This is a genomic window from Pseudomonas sp. JL3, assembly GCF_031570575.1.
GTDB classification, from domain to species: Bacteria; Pseudomonadota; Gammaproteobacteria; order Pseudomonadales; family Pseudomonadaceae; genus Aquipseudomonas; species Aquipseudomonas cucumis.
On record NZ_JAKWJK010000012.1, the window covers coordinates 132793 to 157548 of the forward strand.

General features: G+C 59.5%; 24 protein-coding genes and 1 pseudogene. 11 read left to right on the plus strand and 14 right to left on the minus strand.

All coding sequences use genetic code 11. The annotated features are described in order from the left end of the window. Positions 1–133: 133 nt before the first annotated feature. The 10 genes from MMG91_RS20055 (at position 134) to MMG91_RS20100 (ending at position 7167) form a co-directional block, all read left to right on the plus strand. The gene (locus MMG91_RS20055; RefSeq protein ID WP_258620086.1) at positions 134–1108 is read left to right on the plus strand and encodes a KpsF/GutQ family sugar-phosphate isomerase; all 975 of its coding nucleotides are present in this window, start codon (positions 134–136) and stop codon (positions 1106–1108) included. Continuing rightward, a complete protein-coding gene (locus MMG91_RS20060; RefSeq protein ID WP_008008625.1) occupies positions 1108–1632 on the plus strand; it encodes an HAD family hydrolase in 525 nt (174 codons plus the stop codon). The genes MMG91_RS20055 and MMG91_RS20060 overlap by 1 nt, the downstream gene beginning before the upstream one ends. 7 nt (positions 1633–1639) lie before the next feature. Then, entirely contained in the window at positions 1640–2212 is a 573-nt protein-coding gene (gene lptC, locus MMG91_RS20065) for an LPS export ABC transporter periplasmic protein LptC (protein WP_258620085.1), read from the plus strand. Further along, entirely contained in the window at positions 2199–2747 is a 549-nt protein-coding gene (lptA, locus tag MMG91_RS20070) for a lipopolysaccharide transport periplasmic protein LptA (protein ID WP_305448218.1), read from the plus strand. Before lptC ends, lptA begins: the two co-directional genes overlap by 14 nt. After that, on the plus strand, positions 2747–3472 hold the full coding sequence (lptB, locus tag MMG91_RS20075) for an LPS export ABC transporter ATP-binding protein (RefSeq protein WP_030128011.1): 726 nt from the start codon (positions 2747–2749) through the stop codon (positions 3470–3472). The genes lptA and lptB overlap by 1 nt, the downstream gene beginning before the upstream one ends. 185 nt (positions 3473–3657) lie before the next feature. Then, positions 3658–5151: an RNA polymerase factor sigma-54 gene (locus tag MMG91_RS20080; RefSeq protein WP_310660486.1), complete on the plus strand. Its 1494-nt coding sequence runs from the start codon at positions 3658–3660 to the stop codon at positions 5149–5151. 79 nt (positions 5152–5230) lie between these two features. Then, the gene (gene hpf / locus MMG91_RS20085; protein ID WP_003178005.1) at positions 5231–5539 is read left to right on the plus strand and encodes a ribosome hibernation-promoting factor, HPF/YfiA family; all 309 of its coding nucleotides are present in this window, start codon (positions 5231–5233) and stop codon (positions 5537–5539) included. A gap of 12 nt (positions 5540–5551) precedes the next feature. Beyond that, the gene (ptsN, locus tag MMG91_RS20090) at positions 5552–6016 is read left to right on the plus strand and encodes a PTS IIA-like nitrogen regulatory protein PtsN (protein WP_310660487.1); all 465 of its coding nucleotides are present in this window, start codon (positions 5552–5554) and stop codon (positions 6014–6016) included. A gap of 2 nt (positions 6017–6018) precedes the next feature. After that, on the plus strand, positions 6019–6876 hold the full coding sequence (rapZ, locus tag MMG91_RS20095; protein ID WP_123498993.1) for an RNase adapter RapZ: 858 nt from the start codon (positions 6019–6021) through the stop codon (positions 6874–6876). Between the two features lie 15 nt (positions 6877–6891). Next, positions 6892–7167: an HPr family phosphocarrier protein gene (locus tag MMG91_RS20100; RefSeq protein ID WP_310660488.1), complete on the plus strand. Its 276-nt coding sequence runs from the start codon at positions 6892–6894 to the stop codon at positions 7165–7167. 152 nt (positions 7168–7319) lie between these two features. Here the strand turns inward: MMG91_RS20100 and MMG91_RS20105 are convergent, their stop codons facing one another. The 6 genes and pseudogenes from MMG91_RS20105 to pmbA form a co-directional block, all read right to left on the minus strand. Further along, a complete protein-coding gene (locus MMG91_RS20105) occupies positions 7320–8213 on the minus strand; it encodes a ZIP family metal transporter (RefSeq protein WP_310660489.1) in 894 nt (297 codons plus the stop codon). A 30-nt stretch (positions 8214–8243) separates the two neighbouring features. Beyond that, positions 8244–8855 (minus strand): superoxide dismutase, encoded by a 612-nt coding sequence (locus MMG91_RS20110; protein WP_305448213.1) that lies wholly within the window; start codon positions 8853–8855, stop codon positions 8244–8246. 1 nt (position 8856) lies between these two features. Then, a complete protein-coding gene (locus MMG91_RS20115) occupies positions 8857–9297 on the minus strand; it encodes a hypothetical protein (RefSeq protein WP_305448212.1) in 441 nt (146 codons plus the stop codon). A gap of 27 nt (positions 9298–9324) precedes the next feature. Further along, positions 9325–10700: pseudogene (locus MMG91_RS20120) on the minus strand (class II fumarate hydratase). Beyond that, complete coding sequence (locus MMG91_RS20125; RefSeq protein ID WP_305423527.1) at positions 10693–11088, minus strand: FagA protein; 396 nt, start codon at positions 11086–11088, stop codon at positions 10693–10695. Before MMG91_RS20125 ends, MMG91_RS20120 begins: the two are co-directional and overlap by 8 nt. Positions 11089–11332: 244 nt before the next feature. Beyond that, positions 11333–12679, minus strand: a complete 1347-nt coding sequence (gene pmbA, locus MMG91_RS20130; protein ID WP_310660490.1) for a metalloprotease PmbA — start codon at positions 12677–12679, stop codon at positions 11333–11335. A 108-nt stretch (positions 12680–12787) separates the two neighbouring features. Between pmbA and yjgA the strand changes: the two genes are divergently transcribed. Then, complete coding sequence (yjgA, locus tag MMG91_RS20135; RefSeq protein WP_007901505.1) at positions 12788–13312, plus strand: ribosome biogenesis factor YjgA; 525 nt, start codon at positions 12788–12790, stop codon at positions 13310–13312. 48 nt (positions 13313–13360) lie between these two features. Here yjgA and tldD read toward each other — a convergent pair whose 3' ends face one another. The 8 genes from tldD to mreB all read right to left on the minus strand — a co-directional run bounded on the left by tldD (position 13361) and on the right by mreB (position 24745). Next, a complete protein-coding gene (gene tldD / locus MMG91_RS20140; RefSeq protein WP_310660491.1) occupies positions 13361–14803 on the minus strand; it encodes a metalloprotease TldD in 1443 nt (480 codons plus the stop codon). A gap of 12 nt (positions 14804–14815) precedes the next feature. After that, positions 14816–15670 carry a carbon-nitrogen hydrolase family protein gene (locus tag MMG91_RS20145; protein ID WP_310660492.1) on the minus strand — a complete coding sequence of 285 codons (855 nt, stop codon included), beginning with the start codon at positions 15668–15670 and terminating at the stop codon, positions 14816–14818. Positions 15671–15856: 186 nt separating this feature from the next. Further along, positions 15857–19660: a YhdP family protein gene (locus MMG91_RS20150; RefSeq protein ID WP_310660493.1), complete on the minus strand. Its 3804-nt coding sequence runs from the start codon at positions 19658–19660 to the stop codon at positions 15857–15859. A 75-nt stretch (positions 19661–19735) separates the two neighbouring features. Then, complete coding sequence (gene rng / locus MMG91_RS20155) at positions 19736–21193, minus strand: ribonuclease G (RefSeq protein WP_008008603.1); 1458 nt, start codon at positions 21191–21193, stop codon at positions 19736–19738. A gap of 57 nt (positions 21194–21250) precedes the next feature. Continuing rightward, a complete protein-coding gene (locus MMG91_RS20160; protein ID WP_305448207.1) occupies positions 21251–21847 on the minus strand; it encodes a nucleoside triphosphate pyrophosphatase in 597 nt (198 codons plus the stop codon). A 90-nt stretch (positions 21848–21937) separates the two neighbouring features. Continuing rightward, on the minus strand, positions 21938–22429 hold the full coding sequence (mreD, locus tag MMG91_RS20165) for a rod shape-determining protein MreD (protein WP_305448206.1): 492 nt from the start codon (positions 22427–22429) through the stop codon (positions 21938–21940). Continuing rightward, the gene (mreC, locus tag MMG91_RS20170; protein WP_310660509.1) at positions 22429–23565 is read right to left on the minus strand and encodes a rod shape-determining protein MreC; all 1137 of its coding nucleotides are present in this window, start codon (positions 23563–23565) and stop codon (positions 22429–22431) included. Before mreC ends, mreD begins: the two co-directional genes overlap by 1 nt. 142 nt (positions 23566–23707) lie before the next feature. Next, positions 23708–24745 carry a rod shape-determining protein MreB gene (mreB, locus tag MMG91_RS20175; protein WP_002555108.1) on the minus strand — a complete coding sequence of 346 codons (1038 nt, stop codon included), beginning with the start codon at positions 24743–24745 and terminating at the stop codon, positions 23708–23710. Positions 24746–24756 lie beyond the last annotated feature (11 nt).

Sequence of the window (24756 nt, forward strand, 5' to 3'; positions counted from 1 at the left end):
CATGACCGCCTGAAATCATCTATTTAGAGAGGATTGGGTAACAAGGAATGACAAACCACGACGAACTAGCGTGAGGGTTTTGATCATTACCGTTATAATCGCCGCCTTTTCATCAGGCTATTCGATTTCCGACATGAACCAATCCAGCGACCTGATTCAATCAGCACAACGTACCATCCGCCTCGAACTGGAAGCCGTACAAGGCTTGCTGCCCCATATCGATGCAGATTTCGTACGTGCTTGCGAGATGATTCTGGCCAGCAAAGGCCGGGTGGTCGTGGTCGGCATGGGCAAATCGGGGCACATCGGCAACAAGATTGCCGCCACCCTGGCCAGCACCGGCACCACGGCTTTCTTCGTGCACCCGGCCGAGGCCAGCCATGGCGACATGGGCATGATCACCCGTGATGACATCATTCTAGCGCTGTCTAACTCCGGCTCCACCAATGAAATCGTCACCTTGTTGCCGCTGATCAAGCGCCAGGGCATTCAGATGATCAGCCTGACCGGCAACCCCGAGTCGCCGCTGGCCAAGGCTGCGGAAGTCAATCTCAATGTAAGCGTCGAACACGAAGCCTGTCCGCTGAACCTGGCGCCCACCTCATCGACCACCGCGGCACTGGTCATGGGCGACGCTCTCGCCGTTGCCTTGCTTGAGGCTCGCGGTTTTACCGCTGAAGATTTCGCTTTTTCCCACCCGGGTGGCGCCCTTGGCCGCCGCTTGTTGCTGAAAGTGGAAAATGTCATGCATGCCGGCACCGAATTGCCGCAAGTGATGTGCGGCACGCTGCTCAAGGATGCCTTGATGGAAATGACCCGCAAGGGGTTGGGCATGACCGTTGTACTGAGCACGGATGGAAAGCTCGCCGGGATCTTCACCGACGGCGATCTGCGCCGCACCCTGGACCGCACGATTGATATCCACAGCACGACCATTGATGAAGTGATGACCGCCCACGGCAAGACCGCCCGCGCCGAGATGCTCGCCGCCGAGGCCCTGAAAATCATGGAAGACCACAAGATCAACGCACTGGTAGTGGTCGACAGCGAAGACCGTCCGGTCGGCGCCTTGAACATGCACGATTTGCTGCGTGCGGGAGTAATGTAATGAGCACGGACCTGCTGCAACGCGGCAAACAGATCAAACTGGCGGTATTCGACGTCGACGGCGTACTGACCGATGGGCGCCTGTACTTCCTCGAAGACGGCAGCGAATTCAAGACTTTCAACACCCTCGACGGCCAAGGCATCAAAATGTTGATGGCAGCCGGTGTGCAGACCGCTATCATCAGCGGCCGCAAGACCCCGGTGGTTGAACGGCGTGCGAAGAACCTCGGCATTCCACACCTTTATCAGGGTCGCGAAGACAAACTGGTGGTGCTCGACGAACTTCTTGCCCAGCTCAACCTGAGCTATGAACAAGTGGCCTACCTCGGCGACGACCTGCCAGACCTGCCGGTGATTCGCCGCGTCGGCCTGGGCATGGCGGTGGCCAGCGCTGCCAGTTTCGTGCGCGAACACGCCCACGGCATCACCCAGGCCCGTGGTGGCGAAGGTGCCGCTCGCGAATTCTGCGAATTGATCCTGCGCGCCCAGGGCCGCCTAGATGCGGCCAACGCCGCATACCTGTGAGCCCATCATGCTGAGCAAAAAAATTCGCAACATCCTGGTGTTCGGTTGCATCGCCGCGATTTTTGCGGCGGTCGGCTACTGGAACATCAGCCCGGAACGCTTCCTCGACAAACCAGTCGTGAAGGTCGATGAAAGTGCGATCGACTATTACGCCATCAACGCCCACAGCGTGCAGTACCTGCCCGACGGCAAACTGCAATACGAGATGACGTCGGACAAGGTCGAACACCTGAAAGCGACCGAAGTGACGTTGCTGACCAATCCTGACCTGAACATGTTCCGTGGCACCGAATTCCCTTGGCACGTTCAGAGCGAGCGCGGCGAAGTCAATCCGGACGGCACTCAAGTCGAGCTGATTGATTCGGTACGTATCACCCGCTTCGACGAAAAAAATCGCAAAACCCTGATTACCACCACCCGTATGACAGTGTTCCCGCAGCAGCAATATGCGCAGACCGATCAACCCGTTAGAATCGACGGCGCCGGCGGTGTATCGACAGGCAACGGAATGAAAGCGTACTTGAAAGAAAGCAGGATACACCTGCTATCGAACGTAAGAGGACAGTATGAGGCTCGTTAAAACTCTCCCTATTTTGCTCAGTCTGGGCGCAGCACTGGGAAGCGTGAGCGCCTGGGCTCTGCCGAACGATCAAGAGCAGCCTATCCGCATTCAGGCCGACGATGCCCAACTGGACGACAAGAATGGCGTTGCCACCTATAAGGGCGACGTGATCATCACCCAGGGCTCGATGAAGGTTACCGGCAACACTGTAACCATCACCCGCACGCCTGCGGGCGACATCGACGTAGTGACTTCGGTGGGCAACCTCGCCTACTTCGAGCAACTGCAGACCGCCGGCGACACCAAGCCTGTTCAGGGCTGGGGCGTAACCATCCAGTACCACGCGGCGCAGAACCGCGTCGTGCTGATCGACAAGGCAAAAGTTGTCGACAAGGACAACAACACCACCCAGGGCGAGAAAATCGTCTACGACACGGTCAAAAAGCTTGCGAGCGCCGGTCGCGCCACGGGTAACAAGGTCACCGAGGCACGCCCTCGCATCGACATGGTGATCCAGCCGAAGAAGAAAACCGACGAGCAAAAGGCCCAGTAATGGCAACTCTGAAAGCTCAGCATCTGGCCAAGAGCTACAAGAGCCGTCAGGTCGTGCGCGACGTCAGCCTGTCCATCGACAGCGGTCAGATCGTCGGCTTGCTTGGCCCTAACGGTGCCGGTAAAACCACCTGCTTCTACATGATTGTCGGCCTGGTACAGGCCGATCAGGGCCGTGTACTGATCGACGACCTGGACGTCAGCCACCAGCCGATGCACGGTCGCGCGAAGGCGGGTATCGGCTATCTTCCGCAAGAAGCGTCGATCTTCCGTAAACTGTCGGTGGCCGACAACATCATGGCGATCCTCGAGACCCGCAAGGAGCTCGACAAGGCCGGCCGTCGCCAAGAGCTGGAAAGCCTGCTGCAGGAATTTCACATCCACCACATCCGCGACAATCTCGGCATGAGCCTGTCCGGTGGTGAACGCCGCCGCGTGGAAATCGCCCGGGCACTGGCGACCAACCCGAAATTCATCCTCCTCGACGAACCCTTCGCCGGTGTGGACCCCATTTCGGTGGGCGATATCAAGCAGATCATCCATCACCTCAAGGCCAAAGGCATTGGTGTGCTGATCACGGACCACAACGTCCGCGAAACCCTGGATATCTGCGAAACCGCCTACATCGTCAACGATGGCCAACTGATCGCTGAAGGTGACTCTGCCACCATCCTGGCCAATGAACTGGTCAAAGAAGTGTATCTAGGCCACGAGTTCCGCCTGTAAGCACCTGAGGTGCCCGGGTCGCCGAGAGGGCGCTCGCTTCAATAAAAAATCAATAAATTTTTATTGTTACAGCGCTCTAGGCAAACACTTCAGTTTCGGGCATATAATTTGCTTATGTTTGGCGCTTCGGCGCCCTGTAGTGGATGGCGCATGTGCGCCGGCGAATAAGGTGTTAAGCCCCTGCCATGAAACCATCGCTAGTCTTGAGAATGGGCCAGCAGCTGACGATGACACCGCAGCTGCAACAGGCCATCCGCCTGCTCCAATTGTCGACCCTGGACCTGCAACAGGAAATCCAGGAGGCCCTGGAGTCCAATCCGATGCTCGAACGCCAGGAAGAAGGCGACGACTTCGATAACGCCGACCCGTTGGCCGATAGCGCCGAACAGAAACCCAATACCGACATTCAGGAACCCTCCTACCAGGAAACAGCCCCGACGGTGGATAACCTCGAGGAAGGCGACTGGAACGAGCGTATTCCCAACGAATTGCCCGTCGACACGGCCTGGGAGGACGTCTACCAGACCAGCGCCAGCAGCCTGCCGAGCAATGATGACGACGAGTGGGATTTCACCACCCGCACATCAATCGGGGAAAGCCTGCAAAGTCATTTGCTCTGGCAACTGAACCTGGCACCGATGTCCGACACCGATCGCCTGATCGCCGTGACCCTGATCGATTGCATCAACAGTCAGGGCTACCTGGATGAAACCCTCGAGGAAATCCTCGAAGCGTTTGACCCGGAACTGGACATCGAACTGGACGAAATCGAAGCCGTCCTGCACCGCATCCAGCAATTCGAACCCGCCGGCATCGGCGCTCGCAACCTCGGTGAATGCTTGCTGCTGCAACTGCGCCAGCTGCCTGCCAAGACCCCTTGGCTGGCCGAGGCCAAACGCCTGGTCACCGATTACATCGACCTGCTCGGCAGCCGCGACTATAGCCAACTGATGCGCCGCATGAAGCTCAAGGAGGATGAGCTGCGTCAGGTCATCGAATTGGTCCAGAGCCTCAATCCACGCCCGGGCTCACAGATCGAGTCCACCGAAGCCGAATACGTCGTTCCCGACGTGATCGTGCGCAAGGACAACGAGCGCTGGCTGGTGGAGCTGAATCAGGAATCGGTGCCACGCCTGCGAGTCAACGCCCAGTACGCCGGTTTCGTGCGTCGTGCCGATACCAGCGCTGACAACACCTTCATGCGTAATCAGCTGCAGGAGGCTCGCTGGTTCATCAAGAGCCTGCAAAGCCGCAATGAAACCCTGATGAAAGTCGCCACCCAGATCGTCGAGCATCAGCGCGGCTTTCTTGAATACGGTGACGAAGCCATGAAGCCGTTGGTGCTGCATGACATCGCCGAAGCGGTGGGCATGCATGAATCGACGATTTCACGGGTGACCACGCAAAAATTCATGCATACCCCACGGGGCATCTATGAACTGAAATACTTTTTTTCCAGCCACGTCAGTACCTCCGAAGGCGGTGAATGCTCGTCCACAGCGATCCGCGCGATCATCAAAAAACTGGTTGCCGCGGAAAATCAGAAAAAGCCGTTGAGTGACAGCAAGATCGCTGGTTTACTGGAGGCACAAGGCATTCAGGTAGCCCGTCGCACCGTCGCCAAGTACCGCGAATCCCTGGGGATCGCGCCTTCCAGCGAACGGAAGCGGTTGATGTAGCCGTCGGGCTCGCCACAGCGTTCCAGTGGCAGGCATTTCTGCCTGCCGCTTTATGCACTGGCAACGAAGGAGAAGCTGTATGCAAGTCAACATCAGTGGACACCAACTGGAAGTGACCGAACCCCTGCGCACCTACATCGGCGAAAAACTCGACCGATTGGAGAGGCATTTCGACAAGATCACCAATGTGCAAGTCACGATGAATGTCGAAAAACTGCTGCAGAAGATCGAAGCCACGCTGCATATTCCCGGCGGAGAAGTGGTCGCCAATGCCGAGCATACGGACATGTATGCCGCCATCGACCTGCTGACCGACAAGCTGGATCGCCAACTTAAAAAGCATAAGGAAAAGACCCAGAGCCTCCTCCAGGGCGCGACCGGTCGTTAACACCCCCAATCCATGATCCGACTAGAAACCATCCTGACCCCCGGCCGTTCCCAAGTGAACGCGCCGGGTGGCAGTAAAAAGAAAGCCCTTGAGCAAATTGCCAACCTTATCCACCGCGAAGTACCGGATCTGGGAATGCAGGACGTCTTCGAGGCTCTGATTGCCCGTGAGAAACTCGGTTCTACCGGTTTCGGCAACGGCATCGCCATCCCCCACTGTCGGCTCAAAGGCTGCACCTCGCCAATCAGTGCGCTGCTGCACCTGGAAGCCCCTATCGATTTCGACGCCATCGACGGTGCCCCGGTTGACCTGTTGTTTGTGCTGCTGGTCCCGGAAGCCGCCACCGATGCGCACCTGGAGCTACTGCGCCAGATCGCCAGCATGCTCGATCGCAAGGAAGTGCGGGAAAAACTGCGCAGCGCCCCGAGCAATGAAGCCTTGTATCAGGTTGTCCTGGACGAGCAGAACGGTCACTAATCATGCGCCTGATCATCGTCAGCGGCCGCTCCGGCTCAGGTAAAAGCACTGCCCTCGATGTGCTCGAGGACAACGGCTATTACTGCATCGACAACCTGCCTGCCGGCTTGCTGCCGGAACTGGCCGAACGCGCATTGATTCACACCGAACTGGCGCAACCGCTGGTGGCCGTGTCCATCGATGCGCGTAACTTGCCGAGCCACCTGTCACGGTTTCCCGAATTGCTGGAAGAAGTCCGCAGCCGGCATATCCAGTGCGATGTGCTGTACCTGGACGCTGACGAAGAAACCTTGCTCAAACGCTTTTCGGAAACTCGCCGTCGTCACCCGCTGAGCAGCGCCAATCGCTCATTGGCGGAGGCGATCCAGGACGAAACCAATCTGCTGGGGCCTATCGCCGACCTGGCTGACCTCAAGGTCAACACCACCAATCTGAACCTGTATCAGTTACGCGATACCATCAAGTTACGCCTGCTGAATCAGCCGGAACCGGGCACTGCGTTCCTGGTGGAGTCTTTCGGGTTCAAGCGTGGCATGCCGGTGGACGCCGATCTGGTGTTCGACGTGCGCTGCCTGCCCAACCCCTACTGGAAGCCGGAGCTACGGGCACAGTCCGGACTCGATCAACCGGTGGCCGAGTATCTGGCGGCACAGCCGGACGTCGAAGAGATGTTCCAGGACATTTCCTCCTACTTGCTCAAGTGGCTACCCCGCTTTGCTGCCAGCAATCGTGCCTATGTCACCATTGCCATCGGCTGCACCGGCGGGCATCACCGCTCTGTCTACCTGACCGAACGCCTGGGTCAGGTCCTGCAAAAAACCCTGAAGAACGTCCAGGTCCGCCACCGCGACCTCAGCTAAAGGATTCACATCGCGATGCCTGCTCTGGAAATCGAAATCATCAACAAGCTGGGCCTGCATGCCCGCGCGTCTGCAAAATTCGTTGGGGTCGCCGGTCAGTTCAAGGATTGCACGATCAGGGTAGGACGCACGCCAGAAACCGTGGTCGACGGCAAAAGCATCATGGCCATGATGATGCTGGCCGCTGGCAAGGGCACCAAAATCCACCTGATTACCGAAGGCGAACAGGAGCAGGAAGCGCTGGATGCATTGGTGAAGTTGATCAACAACTACTTCGACGAAGGCGAGTAATGCTCGCCTTGTAGCAGCTGGCGAAGCCTGCGTTCGGCTGTAGGGCAGTCGTAAATCCGGTATATCCAGTTTGCCTGAAAGACCGCGCTGACTGATTTTACGACTGCTTCGCAGCCGAACGCAGGCTTCGCCAGCTGCTACAAGTCTGCGTTCTAGGCGAGCGCCGTATCCATCACCATCATCAGACAAAACCCGATCAGCAGCCCCAGGCTTGCCAGTTTCTCGTGACCATGGCGACGCGATTCGGGGATGACCTCGTGAGTCACCACCAGCAGCATCGCACCGGCCGCCAGTGCCAGCCCGAAAGGCAATAGCAGTTCAGCCAGGCTCACCAGCCAGGCGCACAACAATGCAAACACCGGCTCGACCAACCCTGACGCAGCACCGACCAGGAACGCCTTGACCCGCGACATTCCTGCTCCGGCCAACACCAACGCAATCACCAGCCCTTCCGGCACATCCTGCAAGGCGATGCCCATGGCCAGGCTGTCGGCGTCAGGCATGCCACCGCCGGCCGAGACGCCAACCGCCATGCCTTCGGGGATGTTGTGGGCAATGATGGCAAATACAAACAACCAGATCCGCGGCGCAATCAACGATCGCTCCAGTGTCCCCACGAGCATTTCGGGTGTAGTGCCAGACACCCTGCGATCCACCAGAAACAACCCGAATGCACCCAGCAGAATGCCGAAGCTGATCAGGCCGCTGGCCGCCCAAGGGGTCAGCCCGAGGTTTTCGGCCGCGGCAATGCCCGGCACGATCAGCGAAAACGCCGTCGCCGCAAGCATCACCCCGGCTCCGAAACCGAGCAATATGTCGCTGACTACCTGAGGCATCTGCCGAATCACCAGCACCGGCACCGCGCCCAAAGCCGTACCCAAGGCGCAAATCGCCCCGCCTTGCAGGGCGCGCTGCAGTTTCGGTTCGAGGTCCAGCCAGCTCAGCCCTTGAGCAGCCAATAACGTCATGCCCGCCAGCAGTAACAGCGATCCCAGTGCGTAACGAAACATTCGTCCACTTCCGACCGCCAGTGTTTCAGTACCCATAGTCAGCCCTGGATTGTTTTTATAGAAGATTCAAACCAGCGCAGCCTGATAACGCGCGGCGACTTCGGGCCAATTGATCACGTTGTAGAACGCATTGATGTATTCCGGACGGCGGTTCTGATAGCGCAGGTAATAAGCGTGTTCCCAAACGTCCAGGCCGAGAATCGGCGTATTGCCGTTCATCAATGGGCTGTCCTGGTTGCCGCTGCTTTCAACGATCAAGGTCTTTTGCGGCGTCACACTCAACCAGGCCCAACCGCTACCGAAACGGGTCAGCGCAGCTTTGGTGAAAGCCTCCTTGAAGTTGTCGAGACCACCCAATTGCTCATCGATAGCCTTGGCCAGTGCACCTTCAGGCTGACCACCACCGTTGGGCGCCATGACTTTCCAGAACAACGAATGGTTGGCATGCCCACCGCCCTGATTGATCACCGCCGCACGAAGTTTTTCCGGCAATTGCTGAGCAGCCGCCACCAGTTTTTCCACGGGCCATTCCGCAAATTCAGTGCCTTCGACCGCTGCGTTGAGGTTATTGATGTAGGTCTGGTGGTGTTTGGTGTAGTGGATTTCCATGGTCTGCGCATCGATGTGCGGTTCCAGGGCGTCATAGGCGTACGGCAAGGCAGGCAGGGTAAAAGCCATTTCAATGAACTCCATGTTGTAAGGGCGCAGGCTGATGCGAGGGCGAAGCGATGTCGGTGAGCAACAAACGGTGGGTGCGCGGATACTCGCCATGATCGCTGATGAAATTCAGCAGCTCGACATAGGTTTTGCTGCTCTGGCGTAGCGCGGCTTCACGCAAAGCCGGCGCCAGTCGCGGGTCCTGCATGGTCTGCAACAGCCGTTGATGGATCGCGCAAAGGTACTCGGCGCTCTCCTCTGGCTGGTTCAGACGCAAGTGCAGGTCCGCCAGGTTATGGTGGGAAATCACGCAAGCCGCCACCGCTTCGTCGGCATCCGCCCAGCGTTCGAACAACACTTGGGCCAGGGCCAATGCCTGCAAGTAGGCCTCGCGGGCATCGATCAGCTCGCCCAGCATGAAACAGCGATTTGCTCTTTCGATCGTGCGTTTCCAATGCTCCATGGTGAGCCTCCAAAGCGGTAGCAGTGATTACACACCGCCTGCGGTGAGCTTCTCTGGGTTGAGCAATTCTTCCAGTTGGTTGCGCGTCAGGTCAGTGTGTTCCAGGCGACATCGATTACCGGCCGGCCCTGCTGATAAGCCTTCTTGGCAATCTCAGCGGCTTTTTGGTAACCAATGATCGGGTTGAGTGCAGTGACCAGAATCGGATTGCGCGACAGCGCGTCCTTGAGCCGGGCCTCGTTGACCTTGAAGCTGGCGATAGCCTTGTCGCCCAGCAAGCGGCTGACGTTGGCCAGCAACTCAATACTGCTCAGCAGGTTCTGGGCGATGATCGGCAGCATGACGTTCAACTCGAAATTGCCCGACTGGCCGGCGACGGTGATCACCGTGTCGTTGCCGATCACCTGAGCGGCGACCATCGCGGTAGCTTCCGGGATCACCGGGTTTACCTTGCCGGGCATGATCGACGAGCCGGGCTGCAAGGCTTCGAGTTCGATTTCACCGAGCCCGGCCAACGGGCCGGAATTCATCCAGCGCAGGTCGTTGGCGATTTTCATCAAGGAAACCGCCGTGGCCTTGAGCTGCCCTGAAACGCTGACCGCCGTGTCCTGCGAGCCGATCAGCGCAAACAGGTCCTTGCCCGGCGTGAACTGCACCTGGGTCAGTTGGCTGAGCTGTTGGCTGAAACGCGCGGCAAACTGCGGATGGGCATTGATCCCGGTCCCCACCGCCGTGCCGCCCTGGGCCAGGGACTGCAGGCTTGGCAGCAGATCCTGCAGGTGACCGATATTGGCCTTGAGCTGTTGCGCCCAACCATTGAGCACCTGACTCATGCGCACGGGCATGGCGTCCATCAAATGGGTACGCCCGGTTTTGACGAACGGATGAACCTGCTCGGCCTTGTGTTCGATCACCTGCACCAGATGCACCAGCGCCGGCAGCAACTGCTCATGCAAGCTCAGTGCGGCGCTGACATGGATGGTGGTCGGGATGATGTCGTTGCTGCTCTGACCGCAATTGACGTGATCGTTGGGATTGACCGGCTCGCCCAACAAGCGGCTGGCCAAGGTAGCGATCACTTCGTTGGCGTTCATGTTGGAGCTGGTGCCGGAACCGGTCTGGAAGATATCCACAGGAAAGTGCTGCATGAAGTCGCCTTCGAGCAGACCTTGAGCCGCATCAACGATGGCCTTGCCCTGGGATTCGCTGATCTGTTTGAGCTCGACGTTGGCTCGGGCGGCAGCAGCCTTGGCCAGAATCAGCGCCCGGATGAACTGCACGGGCATCGGTTTGCCGCTGATCGGGAAGTTATCCACCGCGCGCTGGGTCTGTGCGCCATACAAAGCATCAATCGGGACCTGTAATTCGCCCATGCTGTCGCGTTCGATACGTGTGTTATTCATCAGGAGATCCTTGCACCAGTTCTATGAGAGGAATCGAAGGTTGCAACTCGCAGGTCGCCAGTTGCCAGGCGTAGCTTTGCCAGCGTTTGAGGCGGCAACCGCAGAGTGATTGCCGTTCGAGATCGCGCAACGGCCGCCAGGCCTGGTCGAGACACAGGCTGCGCCAGTGCCAGGGCAGCGCGACGTCGGTGGCAGTGTCGAGCAATAAACGGAAGGAGGTTTCGGCGATGGTCCAGGGAGAGGTGGCCGTGCAACACGCCAGATACCGGCCCTCGGCCAGGTAATGTTCGATCAGGCGCGGCTCGTCAGGGTCCATGGCGCAACGGATCTGGCGACTCATCCAGCGCCAGCTTTCGAGGTAAGGCTGCTCGTGCAAGGCAGAACTCATGATCCGGGCTCACTCGTTAATGAGATTTATTATTAGATGATAATGAGAACCAAAACAAGCACAGCAAAGCACCGGGTATTTTGTGGGAGCGGGCTTGCCCGCGATGACGATTGAAGATTCAACATCGATGTCGACAGAAATGACGCTATCGCGGGCAAGCCCGCTCCCACAGGATCGATGTTGCGGCCAATAAAAAAGGCGCGCCATCCGATAGATGGCGCGCCTTTTTGTGCAGCGACCGGGGTTAGCTACCCGCCACCGTCATCCGCTCGATCAACACCGAACCAGTACGAATGTTGCTGCGCAGCTCCAGATCATTACCGACCGCCACGATCTGCTTGAACATGTCGCGCATGTTGCCGGCGATGGTCACTTCCTGGACCGCGAACTGGATTTCGCCGTTCTCGACCCAGAAACCCGCCGCGCCACGGGAGTAATCGCCAGTGACCATATTCAGGCCCTGCCCCATCAGTTCGGTGACCAACAGGCCTCGGCCCATGCGACGCAACAAGGCTGCCTGATCTTCGTCGCCATGGGTGACGAACAAGTTGTGCACGCCGCCGGCGTTGGCGGTGCTCGGCATGCCTAGCTTGCGACCGGAGTAAGTGCCGAGTATGTAGGACACCAACTCGCCCTTCTCCACGAACGGCTTGGCGTAGGTCGCCAGGCCATCGCCATCGAAGGCCGAACTGCCCAGGGCGCGCATCAGGTGCGGACGTTCATCGAGGGTCAACCATTCCGGGAACAACTTTTGCCCCAGCGTGCCTTCGAGGAACGATGATTTGCGATACAGATTGCCGCCGGAAATCGCCGACAGGAAACTGCCGAACAAGCCACCGGCCAGTTCCGCGGAAAACAGTACCGGCACTTCGCAGGTCGGTACGGGACGCGCACCCAGACGGCTCGCCGCCCGTTGCGCGGCACGCTGGCCGATGCTCTGCGCAGAGGCCAGCAAATTGCCCTGACGGTTCACGTCATACCAGTAATCGCGCTGCATCTGGCCATCGGCTTCGGCGATCATCACGCAGCTGAGGCTGTGACGAGTCGACGCGTAACCACCGATAAAACCGTGGCTGTTACCGTAAACCCGGCAGCCCTGATGAGTATTGAGGGTGGTGCCGTCGGCATTCGTGATCCGGCTATCGGTGGCAAACGCCGCCGCTTCACAGGCCAAAGCCTGCTCGATGGCTTGCTCCGGGGTAATGTCCCATTGATGGAACAGGTCGAAATCCTGCAGATCCTTGGCCATCAACGCGGCATCCGCCAGGCCCGAGGCTTCGTCTTCGGAGGTGTGCTTGGCAATGGCCAGCGCGGCGGCGACGGTTTCGCGAATCGCTTCCGAACCGCTGGCCGAGGTACTGGCCGAGCCTTTGCGCTGCCCCACATACAAGGTGATGCCAAAGCCCTGATCGCGATTGAACTCAACGGTTTCGACTTCCCGCTGACGCACCGTGGTCGACAGGCCCTGCTCCAGCGACACGGCCACTTCACAGGCACTGGCGCCCTGGCGCTTGGCTTCAGCGATGATCTGCTCGACTTGTTCTTGCAGTGCCGGCAACGCTTGTGGGCCGACGCTTTCAACTGCACTCATGCTGTTCTCCACTCAAATTCTGCTTTCGGCTGGGGCCTTCGAGCGACCGGGCCGGACAAGCGGCCCCCGACTGGTTATCATGGCGGCGTTTCTTTGCGGACGGCCACCATGGTTGATTCTTACGACGACTCCCTCGATACGGGAGAAAAAAGCAAATCCCAGGTTAAACGCGAGCTGCATGCTCTGGTTGACCTTGGCGAGCGCCTTACAACACTCAAGCCAGACTTGCTGGCAAAACTGCCGTTGACCGACGCTATGCGCCGGGCCCTGGCCGATGCGCCCAAGCACACCGCGAATATCGCGCGTAAACGGCACCTTATGTTCATCGGCAAACTGATGCGCGATCAGGACACTGACGCCATTCTGACTCTGCTCGATCAACTCGATGCCTCCACTCGGCAGTACAACGAACGTTTCCATGGCCTGGAACGCTGGCGCGATCGCTTGATCGCGGGCGACGATGCAGTCCTGGAGAAGTTCGTGCTCGACTACCCGGAAGCTGATCGTCAGCAATTGCGCTCCCTGATCCGTCAGGCCCAGCACGAACTGGCGACCAACAAGCCACCGGCTTCGAGCCGTAAAATCTTCAAGTACATCCGTGAGCTGGACGAGACTCAACGCGGTCTGCGTTAAGTCCCGAATCGGGTGAGCCACCTGGCGGCTCACCCGAAGCTCCATTTCTTACGCGCCCGTGCCACCCACGGTAATCGCATCGATTTTCAGCGTTGGCTGGCCGACACCCACCGGCACCGACTGCCCATCCTTGCCACACGTTCCCACACCGCTGTCCAGCGCCAGATCGTTACCGACCATCGACACCTTGCTCATGGCTTCCGGCCCGTTGCCGATCAACGTCGCGCCTTTGACCGGGGCAGTAATCTTGCCGTCTTCGATCAGGTACGCCTCGCTGGTGGAGAACACGAACTTGCCGCTGGTGATGTCCACCTGACCGCCGCCGAGGTTGGCGCAGTAGATGCCTTTTTTCACCGAGGCGATGATTTCCGCCGGGTCGCTTTCGCCAGCGAGCATGTAAGTGTTGGTCATGCGCGGCATCGGCAGGTGCGCGTAGGATTCGCGACGGCCGTTGCCGGTGCGTGCCACACCCATCAGGCGTGCGTTGAGCTTGTCCTGCATATAACCTTTGAGCACGCCGTTTTCGATCAGCGTGGTGCACTCGGTCGGGGTGCCTTCGTCGTCGACGCTCAGCGAACCACGGCGCCCGGCGAGGGTGCCGTCATCGACGATGGTGCAGAGCTTCGAGGCAACCATCTCGCCCATGCGCCCGCTGTAGGCCGAACTGCCCTTGCGGTTGAAATCGCCTTCCAGGCCATGGCCGACGGCTTCGTGCAGCAACACGCCGGACCAACCCGAACCCAACACCACCGGCAACGTACCGGCCGGGGCCGGGATCGCTTCCAGATTCACCAGCGCCTGACGCAACGCTTCGCGGGCATAGCCCATGGCGCGGTCGTCGCTGAGGAAATAGCGGTAATCGGTACGACCACCACCGCCATGACCGCCGCGTTCACGACGGCCATTCTGCTCGACGATCACACTGACGTTGAAACGCACCAGCGGTCGCACATCCGCCGCCAGCCCGCCGTCGGTGGAAGCAATCAAAATCCGTTCCCAGACCCCGGCCATGCTCACGGTGACTTGCTGGATACGCGGGTCGAGGGCACGGGTCGCCACGTCGATACGCTTGAGCAGCTCGACTTTCTCGGCACGGGTCATCACTTCCAGCGGGTTGTCCGGCCCATACAACTGGGCGACATCCTGGGTGGTGAACGCCTGCACAGTGCCGTTCTGCCCAGCCCGGGAGATCGAACGGGCCGCACGGGCCGCCGCGCCCAGCGCTTCGAGGGTGATTGCATTGCTGTAGGCGAAACCGGTTTTTTCGCCCGATTGCGCCCGCACGCCGACACCTTGGTCGAGATTGAAGCTGCCTTCTTTGACGATGCCGTCTTCCAGCGCCCAGGATTCGGAAATCTGCCCTTGGAAATACAAGTCGGCGGCATCGATGCCCGGGCCGGCCAGATCACCGAGCACACCTTGCAGGCTCTCGATTGTTACGCCGCCGGGTGCCAGAAGGTGTTCACTGACGGAGGACAACAACTCGCTCATATGCTTTACGCCTTAAATTCGTCGTTCTGATGCAGGTCGCTGGGCGCCCTGCGAGAAAAAGCGCCGGTGAGTGGACACCGGCATCCGCGCCCTGATGGACGCCTGTTCGCTGCTGTCGCGTTGGGCCAGCAGCACGGCCTCGCCTTGATCCTGTTGTGCCAGCACACGCCCCCATGGGTCGACGATGGCGGCATGACCAAAGGTTTCTCGTGGCCCCGGATGCGTCCCACCCTGGGCGGCCGCAAGCATGTAACACTGAGTCTCGATGGCCCGCGCGCGAATCAGCACGTCCCAATGAGCCGCACCGGTCACCGCGGTGAAGGCTGACGGAGCGGTAATCAACTCCGCGCCAGCAGCACGCAATTCACTGTACAGCTCCGGGAAACGCAGGTCGTAACACACCGTCAGCCCGACCCGACCGACCGGAGTATCGGCAATGACCACACCACTGCCATAAGCATAGTCATCGGATTCGCGATAACGCCCGCGATTATCCGCCACGTCTACGTCGAACAGGTGCAGCTTGTCATACCGTGCAACGGTTTCGCCCTGGTCATCGACCAGCAACGAGCAGGCATGCACTTTGGCCGTCGGTTGATCCACCGGCGGCAACGGCAATGTGCCGGCCACTATCCATAACTTGAGGTCGCGGGCGGTCTGTTTCAACCACGGCAGGATCGGGCCTTCGCCCAAAGCTTCGGCGCGGCCGATGTCGGCAATGTCGCGACGGCCCATGGCGGCGAAGTTTTCCGGCAACACGGCAAGCCGCGCGCCACCGGTCGCCGCCTGCTCAAGCAGACGACGGGCCTGGGCCAGATTGGCCAACACGTCGCTCTGGCTGACCATTTGAATCACCGCTACAGACATGGCCTATTCCTTATGTGAAATCTACGCATACCTGTAGGAGCTGCGGAGTGAAACGGGACTGCGATTCTTTTGACCCTGGTAATTAAAGTCAAAAGATCGCAGCCTGCGGCAGCTCCTACAGGGGCAAGCGGCGTCGCATAAAAACATGCTACTCCATAGGCCCAAAGAGTGCTTTTTCAAAAGAATTCAAAAAGGCTTGTCGAAGGTGATTTTCGGTTCTTTCCATGGCCCTTTGACGGTGTATTTGACGCTGGCAAAGCGCGCCACGCGGTCACCGATCAGCTTATCAATCAGAAACAGCGCCCCGCCGACGGCCGGTGCACCGACGATCAGCGCGGCAATCGGCAGATTGTTGGTCACCGGTAAAGTCACCAACAACTTGGCATCGACCTGATCAGCCACCAGGTCCAGCGTGCCGTTAAGCTCCACATTGCTCGACGGACCGGTCAGCAGAATGGGTTCACGGGTCACGTAGACCCCGTTACTGGCGACCAGCAAGCCTTTGACCCGGTCATAGCTCAAGCCTTTGCCGAACAGGTCGGAAAAGTCCAGGCGCAAGCGGCGGCCGATGGAGTTGAAGTTGAGCAGGCCAAATACCCGCAGCGCCTGCGCACCGCCCTCGACTTCAACAAACTGACCTTTATTGAGCGACGCATCAAGGCTGCCGGAGAAGCGCTTGGTCGCCAGCCACGCCGGTGAACCAGGCCAGCGACCGTCGACATCCATATGAAATTCCTGGCTGGTAACGCTCGGCGCAAAACCCCAGCCCTTGAGCACGTCAGCAAGGTTCCTGCCACTGACTCGGCCCTTGTACCAACTGCTGGAATTACCCGGTGTGCCTTCCCAGCCACCGCTGCCCCGCAAGAGAATGCCCTTGAGGCCCAGATCAAGGGCATTGAAGGCGATACCCTTGGCGGTCGGTCGAACTTTCAGGTGCCAGGCACCCACCAGATCCGGCCCCTGGAACAGCTGATTGATGGTGACATCCAGCGCCGGGATCTTCGTCGGGTCCACCGTGGCCAGCGGATCCGGCGAATTCTCGTCAGCCAGCGCCGTAGGGTCTCGTGCCGGCAAACGTACGTATTGCAGATTGACCGCAATCGGTGCGGCTTTCGCATCGGGAATTGCGACGCTGCCCTTGGCCTGCTGACTATCGAGTTGCAAGGCCCATGCGGCCGGTTTGCGTGCCAACTGCACCGATGCCTGATCCAGGGTGGTGCCAAAACCGCTGAGCTTGCCAATCTTCAAGTCCGCGCCACTGAGCAACTGCTTGGCACTGCCGCCTGGATCCTGGCCAGCATATTTGGTCACCAGATCCTGCCAGGGGGCGACATCCAGCTCGGACAGTACGCCACGCACACGCAAACCTTTGGCGCCAGGCAACACCGCACTGCCGCCACCGAGAAACAACTCGCCGCGACCGTCGGCGAAATTGCCGGTCGGTGCCGCAAACGTGAAGTTTGCCAGTTCACCATAGGTGGCCCAGTAACGCCGCTCGGGCCCTTGCAGGGTCATACGGAATACGGTAACGCGCCCGACATCGGTCGCCATGCCGAACGGTGCCGGCAAATCCACCGCCACACCTTTGAGATTGGAGCTGACCATCAATTGACTGTCGGCACCATCAAGGTTCAGTTGCAACTGATAAGGGATCGTCCCCGTCACCGGCAATGGCTGAGTGACATTCAGCCATTCAGTGAGTTTTTTAACCTCGACCTCACTCGTCGCCTTAACCCGAGTGTTGAGTTTGCCTGGGCTGCCTTCAGCGAATATTTGTGCGGTCACCGGCTTGTCGAATACGCGCGCCGTGATCTTTTGCCCGCTCAGTCCCTTGGTGCTGTCGAAACGGAAATCGCCCTTGAGTTGCGTCAGTTCCAGGGTGGGCTCACTGAGCTTCAAACGGGCCTTGGCGGTCTTGAAGTCGACGAGGATTTTTGGCTGCTCGCCTTTTACCAGCGGAATATCGAGTTTGAGTTTGCCTTGCAGGTCGCCCTCGCCTTCCCAACCGGCGAAGGTGTCGGCGGTGCCGATCGGTGCTTCCTGCAGAATCTTCAGGCCATCGCCCAATCCGCCAGCGAACGCGCCGTCGAGGAACAGATGAGGGCTCTGCCCGGCAGGTGCATGGGGAATATTGACGTAGACGTCACTGACCTGGGTGTCGAGCAATTGGCCCTTGCTCGCGAGAATCCGCACACCGCTGTCTTCGATGAACACATCGCCGCTGACCTTGCTGACATGCGGCCAGCCCGGCTGAAACGCCAACTCGGCATCGTGAACCTTGAAAAACAGGCTGATGCTGCGAGCCGTTTCGGCGGCGCCGTGGTTCAGCGAACCTTGGTACTGGAAGAAGCCTTCATCCACCGCGCCTTTGACAATCGCGGTGCGCAGCCATTCGTCCAGCCCCGGGCTGAGAACCGTCGGCAGGTACTTGGCGGTGTAGCGACCGTCGCCGTCGACCAGACCGACCCGCAGGTCCATGTAGTCTTCCTGGGTGTGATCGAAATGCAGGCGGATCAGGAAGTCGCCGGCAATTTTGCCCTCTTCGCCCAGTACCTTCAGGTACGGTGCGATCAGAGTGAAACCTTCTTTGTCGAGTTTCCAGGTCAACCGGGCGTTGGCCTGAATGTACTGCCATGGCTTGGCGAAAATCGGGTCCAGGTGCAGGGAGAAATCCTTGCTGTCCATGCGCAGCTCGCCCTGCCCGAGGTCGCCACTGATGCTGCCGCTGACATTTCGCACCGCTGGTGCACCGCGATAGGCGTCGAAGCCGACCTTTTCCAGATTGGCGGCAAAGCTGAATTTACTGTCATCGGTAGCGGCTGGGCGGAAGTCGATCAGCACGTTGCGTAAAACCCCGGTGACCTTGAGTCGCTCGACCGCCGTGGCGATCCCTTCGGGCAGTGGGCCCAGTGCGTTCAGCAGTGGAGTGAGCGGTGTGAGATCGAGACGGTCGGCTTGCAGATGCAAGAGCTCTGGCACCGTATCGGTCGCGGCAGTTTGTTGAAATTGCAGTTTCGATTCCCAGCGGCTGTCCCCCAGGCTCATGGCCAGAGAGTCCAGGGTCACCAGGACGCCTGTGGAACTGCGCTGGAAATACCCGTTCAGCGCCAGATTATTGATCTGGATCGGCTTGCGCTCGGCATAGGCGCCCTTGAGTTGCGGCGCGTTCAAACGAATCGCGGCGCGTTGCACGGTGCCCTTGCTCCAGTTAATCCAGAACTCGCCACCGGCCTTGATCTCGGAGAAATTCCACTGCTGGGTCAGGCGCTCGGGCAACCATTTCGACCAATCGCTTTGCGGCAGGCTCAGGTAGGCCTCAGCCTCACCGTCCTTCCACTGACTGGCGTGGATACGGGTGCGCAGGCTCATCGCAACCGGCTGGCCATCGGGCAGGGTCAAACGGGCATCGAGCCGCTGACGGGATGGACCGGTTTTCAGATTCAGGCCGACATACGTCAGGGTCAGCGGTGACTCCCCCAACGGCTGCAAGGTGATCTGGCTGTCGAGCACCGACAGTTGCTGGACCATCTGCATGCGATTGAGCAGTTGCTCCGGGTTCATCGGCTGGTCCTGCTGCACCGGCAAACCCTCTAGCGCCCAATGACCGTCCTCGCCTTCCTTGAGGCTGATCTTCAGGCCGTTGAGTTCCAGGTGTGCGATGCGCACTTCGCGCGCCAGCAAGCTGGCCCAGAGGTCCGGCACCGCGCGCACCTGATCCAGGCGCAGGGCATTGGAGCCCTCGCCGACCATCACGTCATGGGCCAAAAGGACCGGGGCGAAACCGCTCCAGTTGCCTTCAAGCTTGCCGATCTGCAGGGGCATGCCCAAGGCATCGCTGGCTTTGTCTTCGACGTCGGCACGGTACTCGGCCACCAGCGGCGTCAGCTCCCGGCCGAGGCTGACGAACAGCGCCATCAGCACCAAAACCAACGCACACAGGCCCAGCCCCCAGCGGGTCAGTGCGGCCAAAATGCGTGTCAGACGGTCCATGTCAGTTGGCTCCCATGGCAAAAATACTGCAAAAAGCTGAGGCCAGCCGTTCTAGTGGGGTTGAAACACAACGATTCAGAGCAGCACCACGTCGTATTGTTCCTGGGAATACATGGTTTCCACCTGGAACCGAATCGTGCGTCCGATAAAGCCTTCGAGCTCGGCGACATTGCCCGACTCTTCGTCGAGCAAACGGTCGACCACTTTCTGATTCGCCAGCACCCTATAGCCTTCGGCCTGATAGGCCCGGGCCTCACGCAGGATTTCGCGAAAGATCTCGTAGCACACGGTTTCCGGGGTTTTGAGTTTGCCGCGCCCCTGACAACTGCTGCACGGTTCGCACAGCACTTGCTCAAGACTTTCACGGGTGCGCTTGCGGGTCATCTGCACCAGGCCCAACTCGGTAATACCGATGATGTTGGTCTTGGCGTGATCGCGCTCCAGTTGCTTCTCGAGCGTGCGTAGCACCTGACGCTGATGCTCTTCATCTTCCATGTCGATGAAGTCGATGATGATGATCCCGCCCAGGTTACGCAGACGCAACTGACGGGCAATGGCGGTGGCGGCTTCGAGGTTGGTCTTGAAGATGGTTTCTTCGAGGTTGCGATGACCGACAAAGGCACCTGTATTGACGTCGATGGTGCTCATGGCTTCCGCCGGATCGACCACCAGATAGCCGCCGGACTTGAGCGGCACCTTGCGTTCCAGGGCTTTCTGGATTTCGTCTTCGACGCCATACAGGTCGAAGATCGGCCGTTCGCCGGGGTAATGCTCCAGGCGGTCGGCGATTTCTGGCATCAGCTCGGCGACGAACTGCGTGGTTTTCTGGAAGGTTTCCCGGGAGTCGATGCGGATCTTCTCGATCTTCGGGCTCACCAGGTCACGCAAGGTGCGCAACGCCAGGCCAAGGTCTTCGTAAATAACACTCGGCGCGCTGATGGTCTTGATCTGTTCGTTGATCTGGTCCCAGAGCCTGCGCAGGTAGCGGATGTCCATGAGGATTTCATCGGCCCCGGCCCCTTCGGCCGCGGTACGCAGAATAAAACCGCCGGCTTCCTTGATGCCTTCTTTGGCCACGCAGTCGGTGACCACTTGCTTGAGGCGTTCACGCTCGGCTTCGTCCTCGATCTTCAGGGAAATGCCGACGTGGGCGGTGCGCGGCATGTACACCAGATAGCGCGACGGAATCGACAGTTGCGTGGTCAGGCGTGCGCCTTTGGAGCCGATCGGGTCCTTGGTGACTTGTACCACCAGGCTCTGACCCTCATGAACCAGCGCGCTGATGCTCTCCACCGCCGGGCCTTCACGCAGGGAAATTTCCGAGGCATGAATGAACGCGGCGCGGTCCAGTCCGATATCGACGAAGGCAGCCTGCATGCCCGGCAATACCCGCACGACCTTGCCTTTATAGATGTTGCCGACGATCCCGCGCTTTTGCGTGCGCTCGACGTGGACCTCTTGCAGGACACCGTTTTCGACCACTGCCACGCGCGATTCCATCGGCGTGATGTTGATCAGGATCTCTTCACTCATGGCAGGGTCTCGTTCAGGCATGTTCACGATAATGGTCGCATCTTGTCAGTACGACGCTCAGCGCGCGTTAAGGGTTTGCCAACAGGGTATGCCGAAATGGCCGAGTAACTCGAAGGTTTCGCACAGCGGCAATCCGACCACCGCCGAATAGCTGCCATTGAGCCCGGCGACGAACACCGCGCCCAACCCTTGAATCCCGTAACCGCCGGCCTTGTCCCGGGGTTCGCCGCTGGCCCAGTAGGCCGCCGCTTCGTCGCGGTCGATGTGGCGAAAACGCACCAGGCTGCGCACCACCAAAGACTCGCAGCGCTCGCCATCGCGCACCGCAATCGCGGTCAGCACTTCATGTTCACATCCGGACAGCAGCATAAGCATGGCGCATGCGTCGGCTTCGTCCACCGGCTTGCCGAGAATTTTCCCGTCCAGCACCACGGCGGTGTCGGCACCCAGCACGCAGAAATCGGCGTCGGACACGACGGTCCTGTGCCCGGCTTCGGCTTTGCCGCGCGCCAGACGCTCGACATAGGCCGATGGGGATTCTTCAGGTAAAGGGGTTTCATCGATGTCCGCGCTGATGACGGAGAACGACACGCCGATCTGCGTGAGCAGTTCACGCCGACGCGGCGAGCCTGAGGCGAGGTACAGCTGCTTCATCAAGACATCTCCCTGCTTGGCGCCCTGTCTCACAAATACTGTTCCTTTTTGGCGAGACAGGGCACCGGTGCGGGCACATGCCTGACCGAATTAATTAATTTTGTAGCGTCGACGCAAACCGCGCAAACCGTAGCTGATCCATGGCCAGAGCAACGCGCTGACCAGTGCCGGCAACACCAGCGCCAAGGTCGGCTGACGATTGCCGGTCAGGGCGCTCAGCCATAACTGAACCAGTTGGGCGAGGCCGAAGATCACCAGGATCACCAGGCTCTGCTGCCACATCGGGAACATGCGCAGGCGCTGTTGCAGCGACAGCACCAGAAACGTAATGAGCGTGAGGATCAACGCGTTCTGGCCCAGCAGCGTGCCGTACAGCACGTCTTCGGCCAACCCCAGGCACCAGGCGGTTACCATGCCGACTTTATGCGGCAGGGCCAACGCCCAGAAGGCCAACAGCAAGGCCAGCCACAGAGGACGCAGGATTTCCATGAACTGCGGCAACGGCGAAACGCTGAGCAGCAGGCCGATGGCGAAGGTCAGCCAGACCATCCAGTCGTTTCGGGATGAAGTAGTACCGCCCATTATTCTCTCCCCCCAGTGGTAGCCGGCGCAGAGACAGGCGGTTTGGCAGCCGGTTTCACGGCAGCGGGTTGGGCCGCCGGTGGTTTGGCGGCGGCCGGAGCCGACGCGGGTGGCTTGCTGGCAGCATGGGCAGCGGCAGGTTTTGCCGGGGTTGCGGCAGCAGGCGCAACCGCCGGGGCCGCCGGAGCAGCAACGGCGGTCGGTATCACCGACGCGGCCGGTTTAGGCACAGTCGCCGGAATGATCGGCCCACCGCCGTGCTGGTCCAGCGCTTCCTGAGCCTGGGCGGCATCGTTGGCACGCTCCTCAGGTGTGCGTCCGTCACTGAATACCAACAACAGATAACGGCTGCGGTTCAACGCAGCGGTCGGCACCGCACGGACGATGGCGAACGGCTGACCGGAATCGTGAATCACTTCCTTGACCGTCGCCACCGGGTAACCCGCCGGGAAACGCTGACCGAGACCGGAGCTGACCAGCAAATCGCCTTCTTTAATGTCGGCGGTATCGGCCACATGACGCAGCTCAAGGCGTTCCGGGTTGCCGGTGCCGCTGGCAATCGCCCGCAGACCGTTACGGTTCACCTGCACCGGAATGCTGTGGGTGGTGTCAGTCAGCAACAGTACGCGGGAGGTGTACGGCATCAACTCCACCACCTGACCCATCAGGCCGCGGGCATCGAGCACCGGCTGACCGAGGACCACACCGTCGCGCTCACCTTTATTGATGATGATGCGATGGGTAAAGGGGTTGGGGTCCATACCAATCAACTCGGCCACTTCGACCTTTTCGTTGACCAGCGCGGAAGAGTTGAGCAACTCGCGCAGCCGAACGTTCTGCTCGGTGAGGGCGGCCAGCTTTTGCATGCGCCCCTGCAACAGCAGGTTTTCGGTTTTGAGTTTTTCGTTTTCGGCAACCAGCTCGGTCCGGCTGCCGAATTGGCTGGCCACACCTTGCCATAGCCGCTGCGGCAGATCGGTGATCCAGTAAGACTGCATCAGCACCAGCGACATTTGGCTACGCACTGGCTTGAGCAGTGTGAAGCGGGCATCGACCACCATCAGCGCGACCGATAGCACGGCCAGCACCAACAAGCGCACGCCCAGTGAGGGGCCTTTGGTGAAAAGCGGTTTAATAAGCCGCTCCTCCCAGGCAAATGTTCTCTTTATTCATACGGCATCAAACCGGCCTGGATGCAGACTGACAGAAGATAAACGCAACAGGCAGCACTGCAAAGTGCTGCCTGCGCGCTCAACAGCATAGAGACGATCCGGCGACTTATTCGCTGGAAAGCAGATCCATGGTGTGTTTATCCATCATTTCCAATGCACGGCCACCGCCGCGAGCAACGCAGGTCAGCGGGTCTTCGGCGACGATCACCGGCAGACCGGTTTCCTGGGCCAGCAACTTGTCGAGGTCGCGCAGCAAGGCGCCACCACCGGTCAGTACCAGGCCACGCTCGGCGATATCCGACGCCAGCTCCGGAGGCGATTGCTCCAGCGCACTTTTCACAGCCTGAACGATGGTGGCCAGGGACTCTTGCAGAGCTTCCAGCACTTCATTGGAGTTCAGGGTGAATGCGCGTGGAACGCCTTCAGCCAGGTTACGGCCACGAACGTCGACTTCACGAACTTCGCCGCCCGGGTAGGCCGTACCGATTTCCTGTTTGATGCGCTCGGCGGTGGATTCGCCGATCAGGCTGCCGTAGTTGCGACGCACGTAGGTGATGATCGCTTCGTCGAAGCGATCGCCGCCAACCCGTACGGATTCGGCGTAAACCACACCGTTCAGGGAGATCAGTGCGATTTCAGTGGTACCGCCACCGATATCGACAACCATCGAACCGCGAGCTTCTTCAACCGGCAGGCCAGCACCGATTGCAGCAGCCATCGGCTCTTCGATCAGGAATACTTCGCGGGCACCGGCACCGAGGGCCGATTCACGGATGGCACGACGCTCAACCTGGGTGGATTTGCATGGAACGCAGATCAGCACACGAGGGCTAGGCTGCAGAAAGCTGTTTTCGTGAACCTTGTTGATAAAGTACTGCAGCATTTTTTCGCAGACGCTGAAGTCGGCGATCACACCGTCCTTCATCGGACGAATGGCAGCAATATTGCCCGGCGTACGGCCGAGCATACGCTTGGCCTCGGTGCCGACAGCAACGACACTTTTCTGGTTACCGTGTGTCCGAATAGCCACAACCGATGGCTCATTCAGGACGATACCGCGCTCGCGCACGTAAATAAGGGTGTTGGCAGTGCCCAGGTCAATGGAAAGATCGCTGGAAAACATGCCACGCAGTTTCTTGAACATGGGAAAGGGAC

Excerpts from the sequence above, each read along its gene's own strand:
- MMG91_RS20055 (WP_258620086.1), top strand. The coding sequence starts at position 134 with ATGAACCAATCCAGCGACCTGATTCAATCAGCACAACGTACCATCCGC.
- MMG91_RS20060 (WP_008008625.1), top strand. The coding sequence starts at position 1,108 with ATGAGCACGGACCTGCTGCAACGCGGCAAACAGATCAAACTGGCGGTA.
- lptC (WP_258620085.1), top strand. The coding sequence starts at position 1,640 with ATGCTGAGCAAAAAAATTCGCAACATCCTGGTGTTCGGTTGCATCGCC.
- lptA (WP_305448218.1), top strand. The coding sequence starts at position 2,199 with ATGAGGCTCGTTAAAACTCTCCCTATTTTGCTCAGTCTGGGCGCAGCA.
- lptB (WP_030128011.1), top strand. The coding sequence starts at position 2,747 with ATGGCAACTCTGAAAGCTCAGCATCTGGCCAAGAGCTACAAGAGCCGT.
- MMG91_RS20080 (WP_310660486.1), top strand. The coding sequence starts at position 3,658 with ATGAAACCATCGCTAGTCTTGAGAATGGGCCAGCAGCTGACGATGACA.
- hpf (WP_003178005.1), top strand. The coding sequence starts at position 5,231 with ATGCAAGTCAACATCAGTGGACACCAACTGGAAGTGACCGAACCCCTG.
- ptsN (WP_310660487.1), top strand. The coding sequence starts at position 5,552 with ATGATCCGACTAGAAACCATCCTGACCCCCGGCCGTTCCCAAGTGAAC.
- rapZ (WP_123498993.1), top strand. The coding sequence starts at position 6,019 with ATGCGCCTGATCATCGTCAGCGGCCGCTCCGGCTCAGGTAAAAGCACT.
- MMG91_RS20100 (WP_310660488.1), top strand. The coding sequence starts at position 6,892 with ATGCCTGCTCTGGAAATCGAAATCATCAACAAGCTGGGCCTGCATGCC.
- MMG91_RS20105 (WP_310660489.1), bottom strand. The coding sequence starts at position 8,213 with ATGGGTACTGAAACACTGGCGGTCGGAAGTGGACGAATGTTTCGTTAC.
- MMG91_RS20110 (WP_305448213.1), bottom strand. The coding sequence starts at position 8,855 with ATGGCTTTTACCCTGCCTGCCTTGCCGTACGCCTATGACGCCCTGGAA.
- MMG91_RS20115 (WP_305448212.1), bottom strand. The coding sequence starts at position 9,297 with ATGGAGCATTGGAAACGCACGATCGAAAGAGCAAATCGCTGTTTCATG.
- MMG91_RS20125 (WP_305423527.1), bottom strand. The coding sequence starts at position 11,088 with ATGAGTTCTGCCTTGCACGAGCAGCCTTACCTCGAAAGCTGGCGCTGG.
- pmbA (WP_310660490.1), bottom strand. The coding sequence starts at position 12,679 with ATGAGTGCAGTTGAAAGCGTCGGCCCACAAGCGTTGCCGGCACTGCAA.
- yjgA (WP_007901505.1), top strand. The coding sequence starts at position 12,788 with ATGGTTGATTCTTACGACGACTCCCTCGATACGGGAGAAAAAAGCAAA.
- tldD (WP_310660491.1), bottom strand. The coding sequence starts at position 14,803 with ATGAGCGAGTTGTTGTCCTCCGTCAGTGAACACCTTCTGGCACCCGGC.
- MMG91_RS20145 (WP_310660492.1), bottom strand. The coding sequence starts at position 15,670 with ATGTCTGTAGCGGTGATTCAAATGGTCAGCCAGAGCGACGTGTTGGCC.
- MMG91_RS20150 (WP_310660493.1), bottom strand. The coding sequence starts at position 19,660 with ATGGACCGTCTGACACGCATTTTGGCCGCACTGACCCGCTGGGGGCTG.
- rng (WP_008008603.1), bottom strand. The coding sequence starts at position 21,193 with ATGAGTGAAGAGATCCTGATCAACATCACGCCGATGGAATCGCGCGTG.
- MMG91_RS20160 (WP_305448207.1), bottom strand. The coding sequence starts at position 21,847 with ATGAAGCAGCTGTACCTCGCCTCAGGCTCGCCGCGTCGGCGTGAACTG.
- mreD (WP_305448206.1), bottom strand. The coding sequence starts at position 22,429 with ATGGGCGGTACTACTTCATCCCGAAACGACTGGATGGTCTGGCTGACC.
- mreB (WP_002555108.1), bottom strand. The coding sequence starts at position 24,745 with ATGTTCAAGAAACTGCGTGGCATGTTTTCCAGCGATCTTTCCATTGAC.